This window comes from Agriterribacter sp., from assembly GCF_035445465.1.
Classification (GTDB): Bacteria; Bacteroidota; Bacteroidia; order Chitinophagales; family Chitinophagaceae; genus Agriterribacter.
Genome location: NZ_DAOMQT010000104.1, coordinates 1 through 6,451, shown reverse-complemented (window position 1 = coordinate 6,451; position 6,451 = coordinate 1). Strand labels below are relative to the sequence as shown.

The following is a 6,451-nucleotide window of genomic DNA, read 5'->3' as shown; positions in this document are numbered from 1 at the left end:
AGCATTTTTTCCCAATGCCTTAATATCATTAATGAGGTCGCAGGAGGAAATATCTTTCACCGTGGTTCCTCCCGCATAAAATATCTCACTCATCCATATTTCATCGTCCGGACGTAAAACGCCTGCAATTTCTTTTACAAAATCATTACGCAAAAAACGCGTTGGCCCGTAGCCGTGCGGTTGAAACCAGGCAATAACTTTAGGCGCAATGTGCTGACAAGCGGCTATAGACGCAGCACATTTAGCGGGATTATGCGCGTAATCGTCTATCAGCCATATACCATGCTTATGGCCGATAACCTGGTGCCGCCTGTATATACCCTCGTATTTCTCCAATGCAATGGAGGAAGTGGATAAATCAACTCCCAATAGCCCTGCAACAGCCGCTGCCGCCAGCGCATTTTCCATATTATGCTCTCCCACGGTATGCAGCACAAACGGAACGCCATTAATCAAAAAACTTATATTTAACCCCTCCTGCCTGAAGCCGGTAGCAATATACCCTGCAGAAGAATGCCTGTCTGTAGAAAAATCGGCAGCTATTGTTTTTGAAAGTTTTGCTGCTAAAGAGTGTGACTGGTTAACTACAAAGGTTCCCTTAGTATTTCTTTTAAACACATCAAAAATATCCATCAGCGCATCTATTTCCTGGTGGTCCTTATCCACATTCAGCAATACGCCGATTTCCGCTTCATACTGTACAATAGAACCATCGCTTTCATCTGCCTCAATTACCAGCCATTCACCTTGCCCTGTTTCGGCATTACCTATTTTCCCTTCACGTATAAGGCTTACCAACCCCGCGCCACTAATAATGCCAGGCTGCAATCCCGCATAGCTCAAAATTTCAAATAACATAGCGCTGGTGGTACTCTTGCCAGAGGTTCCCCCAATAGCGATCGTTCTTCTGCTCCTGGCAATATGCGCAAGCAATTCAGACCGCCTCATAACAGGGATACCCAGTTGCCGTGCTTTTTGCACTTCCATCACCGTATCTTCAACCGCGGTTGACACCACAACAAGCCTGGTATCTGTTGTTATCCCTTCTCCATCCTGTTTAAAGCAGCGTATCCCGGCAGCCTCCAGCTTTGTTTGCATATCACCCGGCGCTCCCGGCAAAAAATACCGGTCAGACCCCGCTACCCGCTTTCCCATCCCGGCAAGATACTGTGCCAGCGCACTCATCCCCGTGCCTGCAACCCCAATAAAAAAAATTTTATCCAGCTCATTAATATCAACTTTCATTTTATATCCATTTCATTACAAATAAAAGCATTATTCTTTTCATGTGTTCCGCGATCAAAAGAATGTTTGTAGCGCATAGCCGGTATGCTATTTTATATTACATTTAAATCTTTTATTTAAAGCTTCAATATCACAGGCATGCAACTGACCGGAGCGCTTAAACGGATCTTATCGCATCTCACTTTTTGGGTTTTACTGGCTATTATTGCCGCTGTAATACTGGGCTACTTTTTCCCGGCAACAGCTATAAAGGCAGAATGGATGGGCACAGGTTTTATCCAACTGATCAAACTTTTCATCGGCCCTATCATCTTTCTCACCATTGTACTGGGCATTACAGGCATGGGCAATCTTAAAAAAGTAGGGAAGATCGGGTTAAAGGCCGTGATTTATTTTGAAATAGTTACCACCATAGCCCTGGTCATTGGAATTGTATTTGCCAATATAGTACAACCCGGTAAAATTGATAAAACAGGATTGCCCATACAGGACGCTTCTGCATATGAAAGCAGCAATGCTGATTTTAGCTGGATACACTTCCTCAGAGAAAATTTTACGCTGCAGGTGCTTATTGCAGCCATTGTATGCGGAATATTACTGAGCATGAGTAAACATCAGCAAAGATTAACACCGCTGCTAACGAAAATCACAAATATTGTATTTAAAGCGCTAAAGTATGTCATGTACCTGGCTCCTGCAGGTGCCTTTGGCGGAATGGCCTATACCGTAGGGAAGTTCGGCATTAAAACACTCATCCCCTTAGGCAAGTTAATGCTCACCATGTATGGCACGATGGCGGTATTTGTTTTTATAGTATTAGGGCTTATCCTGCGCTATTATAAGCTGAGCATCTTTAAATTCCTGCGTACCATACAGGAAGAATTGCTGATCGTTCTGGGAACATCTTCATCCGAAACAGCACTGCCTTCACTGATGGTTAAGCTGGAAAAGATGGGATGCAGCAAGCCCGTTGTGGGACTGGTTGTTCCTACGGGTTACTCTTTCAATTTAGATGGCACCTCCATTTACCTTTCCATGGCAGTTATTTTCCTGGCACAGCTATACAACGTGCATCTGTCGGGTATTGAAATGGTCTCTATAGTAGGCATTCTCATGATTACCTCCAAAGGCGCCGCAGGTGTAACAGGCAGCGGGTTTATTATCCTGGCGTCCACACTTACCGCACTCCACAAAATTCCATTGGAAGGGCTGGCTTTTTTACTGGCGGTAGACAAATTCATGAGTGAAGCCCGTGCTATTACCAATATTATCGGTAATGGTGTGGCAACATTGGTTATATCAAAAAGTGAAAATGAGTTTACAGCGCCAGCAACAGTTATCGCTGAACAAATAACACAAAAACCTTATAGTCACCTGTAAGCAAGCTTAGCGCGCTGCCAGCTACTTTGCACCAAATACCTGTGTCCAGTAATTTCCTGAACGTCCGGCTCCCATATCTTTGAAGTTCTTATTCATGATATTTTTACAATGTCCTTCGCTGTTCAGCCAGCTATTCATCACTACCTGTTCGGTTGTTTGCCCCAGTGCAATATTTTCACCATAGGCACGCCACTGATATCCGGCCGCCCTTATCCTGTCTCCCGGCGTTGTACTTCCACCACCCGTATGTGAAAAATAATCATTTGTTTTCATATCATTGCTATGATCATAAGCAGCTTTAGCCAGCAGTTTATTCCATGCAAGCACAGGAACAGCGGGCATAACAGTGGCGCCGCAGGTACAACCTTTGGCACGTACTTCATTTACGAGATCCAGCATAATAGCTGCATTTACGTTATAAGCAATGTCAGGCTTTTGTTCGCCTGAATGATCTTCTTCACGCTGATCAACTATAGCATCCTCTTTAGTACAGGAAAAAAAAGTACATGTAAATATTAAACCCCAAAAAAATCCGGACTTCACCCTCATAGATTCAAAAATTTCACTTCTTAACGCAAATAGAGCACCACTGATATTTAACAAATGATAATCTTTTTATAAACCCGTACCGGCTTCCTTAACTTTTTTATAGGCTATGGCATTGTTGTTGGGTATATCTTTGCAGTATCAGGGTCATCTTTAAAAAATTGCCTTATGCGCTATATTTTCATCCTGCTATTATTCAGCTCCCTGCAAAGCCAGGCGCAGTTAAAAAGCTTTACCATCTCCGTTAAAGGAGATACCCTGAACCAGATAGATAATAACAACAAAAAGCAGGGACCATGGGTGATTCATGTAGATGCACTACGGGGAGAGCAGGGTTATGAGGAGGAAGGATATTTTGCTGATGATAAAAAGGAAGGACCCTGGAGGAAATATAACCTTGTTGGTGATTTAACAGCTATTGAAAATTATAAGTGGGGCGAAAAAGACGGCAAACAACAGTATTATACAAAAATGGGGGATCTCCTCCGGGAAGAAAGCTGGAGAGCTACCAATCCCGAAAACCCTTACGATACGGTGCAGGTACCCGACCCCGCCATTCCGGATAAATGGGAAACAAAAGTTATAAAATTAGAAGTAGCTACAGTAGCGCACGGCACCTGGAAGTTTTACGATCCCAATACAGGATTTATTACCAAACAGGAGCAGTACTTTTTTGGACAAAAAGAAAAAGGCTCCGGTAATACAACCGCTGCGGCAGCACCAGACCATGTAGCCGAAAAGCCCAAAGCCGTTACCGAATGGGAGAAAAAGAATTCAGGGAAGAAAAAGGTCAAAGTACGGGATGGAAGAACAGGATACTGACAGACTGATTTAATGCCTACTTTTGCTCATAACCATCAACCTCATGCGTAGCATCATCATCATTCTTACAACCTGCTGTATACTATTTTCCGGATGTACCGGAAATGAAAATTACCAGAAGCCGGATGATCCGCTGGAAGCAGGAAGGGAATTTATCCGTTTTGCCCTCGATGGCGATATGCGCAAAGCCAAAGCATTTATACTGCGCGATGGCGCTAACGAAAGGTTATTTGAAAATATTGAAAAGAAATACGCTGCGGAAAGCCAGGAAGAAAAAGACAATTATAAAAACGCCAGCATCATCATTAACAAATCCCAATCGCTTAATGACTCCACTGCCATTATTAATTATTCCAATTCTTTTAAAAGAGAGAACAGCGAGATTAAGCTGGTAAAAATAAACGGCGAGTGGTGGGTTGACTTTAAATATACTTTTACAGGAGACAGCGAAACAGAATAATACCTGCACATAACATCGCAACGCGTTACCTTCATTATACGCCTGGTAAAAAATACCATATTTTCTGTTTGGTTTTATTGCTATCTTTCCTGCTAAAACTACAGTTTTATTATGCATACAGTACTTCATCCCTGGCATGGCGTAGCGCCAGGCGAAAGCTCGCCGCGAATTGTAAATGCGGTAATAGAAATACCACAGGGTTCCAGGCAGAAGTATGAAATAGACAAGCCGAGCGGATTGCTGAAATTAGACAGGGTTATTTATTCTTCTTTTTATTATCCTGTAAATTATGGTTTCATTCCACAAACCTATGGCGATGATAAAGACCCGCTTGACATACTGGTTATTTCCAGCCTGAGCATACAACCCTTATGCCTCGTTCAGGCCAAAGTAATTGGCGTAATGCAGATGATCGATGGCGGCGACGCGGATGATAAAATTATTGCTGTTGCCAATAATGACCCGGGCGTAAATTATATCAACAATATAGAGGAAATGCCCAAGCACTTTTTTAGTGAATTGCGGCAATTTTTTGAAGAATACAAAAAGCTGGAAAACAAAACAGTGAGCGTTAACGAATTCCAGGATAAAGCCACTGCACTCAAAATAATAGAAGAAGCCATCCTTTTTTATAAAGAAAATTTTACAGCATAGTCATACAACAGGTGAAGAGGATATGAACTATTGTTAAATCTTATCCGTAACCCCATATAGTATGTGGAATTAACAATAAACCGCGTCTCTATATGTATATAAAATCATGTTGCAGGTGTGTCAACTTCCGCGTTTAACGATATAACAGATGCCGGGCTTTTAGAGCATTATTATGCAGACGGCAATAATGAATGGCTGGGCATATTAATGCAACGGTATACCTTATTGTTATACGGCGTATGCATGAAGTACTTAAAGCATGAGGAAGAGGCGAAAGATGCGGTACAGCAAATCTTTCTGAAGGCCATTGCAGAACTGCAAAAATACCCCGTAACTTATTTTAAAAGCTGGTTGTATATGGTAGCCCGGAACTATTGCCTTATGCAACTGAGGGATAAAGGGAAAAGCACTTTGCAGGTTACAGAAAAAATGATGGCATCGGAACCGGATGAAAACAATGGCATCTTCCATCATCTGCAAAAAGACGCAACATTTTCGGCATTGAATGAGGCTTTGGAAGCGCTTAACGCGGAACAGAAACAATGCATCGTGCTTTTTTACCTGCAAAAAAAATCCTACAATGAAATAGCGGTGTTAACCGGCTATACTATCATGCAGATTAAAAGCTATATTCAAAACGGAAAACGTAACTTAAAGATCAGCATGGAGAAGAAAATGAAGGAAAATAAAGTTTGACACAGCAACTATAAAATATGAACAATGATTTATTAAACATATTATCCCATTCAAAAGAAACAGACCAAAGGAAGCTGTTAGATTACCTTGAAAATAAGCTGTCGCCGGAAGAAAGGCACGAGGTAGAAAAGCTGCTGATTGATTCAGATTTTGAGAATGATGCTACGGAAGGGCTGGAACAGGTAACAGATAAGGGTAATCTCCCTGTTGTGGTAAATGAACTGAACAAAAAGCTGGTTAAGAAACTTTCGGCGCGCAGAAAGAAATTATTGAAAAAGAACCCACCCGAACTGATGATCCCGGTGGTTACTACTATCATTGTTTTACTGCTGGTATTCATGTTCTATGTTCTTCTCCGGGGGCGTTTATAATCTTTTTTTTCCTGTAACCTGCATGTTGCGATTGAAAGTAAGCAGCTATAAGCAACATGTAATAGTGGTCAGTAGTAAGTGATCATTTTTTGGACATTCCCTTTCGGATTTCGTTTCACGCGTGCAGTATCAAATTTTGAAATTAATATTTGAGTTTTATTTGTTTTTTGTAATTTGGTTCTTGATGCTTTGTATCCCATTAAGATAACTCATTTTCAAATTTTCAAATAGGATTAGGCATTTAATTCGTAAAGGCATGAAAGTACTATATAATTTA

Annotated in this window: 8 protein-coding genes; 6 read left to right on the top strand and 2 right to left on the bottom strand. The window is 41.6% G+C overall.

Annotated features, from left to right (window positions below; translation table 11 throughout):
* The coding region (locus PLE34_RS21395) for a Mur ligase domain-containing protein (RefSeq protein ID WP_324560530.1) at window positions 1-1,245 on the bottom strand (1,245 nt) is incomplete at its 3' end.
* A gap of 138 nt (window positions 1,246-1,383) precedes the next feature.
* Between PLE34_RS21395 and PLE34_RS21390 the strand changes: the two genes are divergently transcribed.
* Window positions 1,384-2,625: a cation:dicarboxylate symporter family transporter gene (locus PLE34_RS21390; RefSeq protein ID WP_324560527.1), complete on the top strand. Its 1,242-nt coding sequence runs from the start codon at window positions 1,384-1,386 to the stop codon at window positions 2,623-2,625.
* 21 nt (window positions 2,626-2,646) lie between these two features.
* On the opposite strand, the gene PLE34_RS21385 is transcribed toward PLE34_RS21390, so the two are convergent.
* Complete coding sequence (locus tag PLE34_RS21385; RefSeq protein WP_324560524.1) at window positions 2,647-3,174, bottom strand: CAP domain-containing protein; 528 nt, start codon at window positions 3,172-3,174, stop codon at window positions 2,647-2,649.
* 165 nt (window positions 3,175-3,339) lie between these two features.
* On the opposite strand from PLE34_RS21385, the gene PLE34_RS21380 reads away from it, so the two are divergent.
* From PLE34_RS21380 to PLE34_RS21360, 5 genes are all read left to right on the top strand, one after another.
* A complete protein-coding gene (locus PLE34_RS21380) occupies window positions 3,340-3,993 on the top strand; it encodes a toxin-antitoxin system YwqK family antitoxin (RefSeq protein ID WP_324560522.1) in 654 nt (217 codons plus the stop codon).
* A gap of 43 nt (window positions 3,994-4,036) precedes the next feature.
* Window positions 4,037-4,453: a hypothetical protein gene (locus tag PLE34_RS21375; protein WP_324560519.1), complete on the top strand. Its 417-nt coding sequence runs from the start codon at window positions 4,037-4,039 to the stop codon at window positions 4,451-4,453.
* Between the two features lie 111 nt (window positions 4,454-4,564).
* A complete protein-coding gene (locus PLE34_RS21370; RefSeq protein WP_324560516.1) occupies window positions 4,565-5,107 on the top strand; it encodes an inorganic diphosphatase in 543 nt (180 codons plus the stop codon).
* Window positions 5,108-5,224: 117 nt separating this feature from the next.
* Window positions 5,225-5,803 carry an RNA polymerase sigma factor gene (locus PLE34_RS21365; protein WP_324560513.1) on the top strand — a complete coding sequence of 193 codons (579 nt, stop codon included), beginning with the start codon at window positions 5,225-5,227 and terminating at the stop codon, window positions 5,801-5,803.
* A 17-nt stretch (window positions 5,804-5,820) separates the two neighbouring features.
* Complete coding sequence (locus PLE34_RS21360; protein WP_324560511.1) at window positions 5,821-6,174, top strand: hypothetical protein; 354 nt, start codon at window positions 5,821-5,823, stop codon at window positions 6,172-6,174.
* Window positions 6,175-6,451 lie beyond the last annotated feature (277 nt).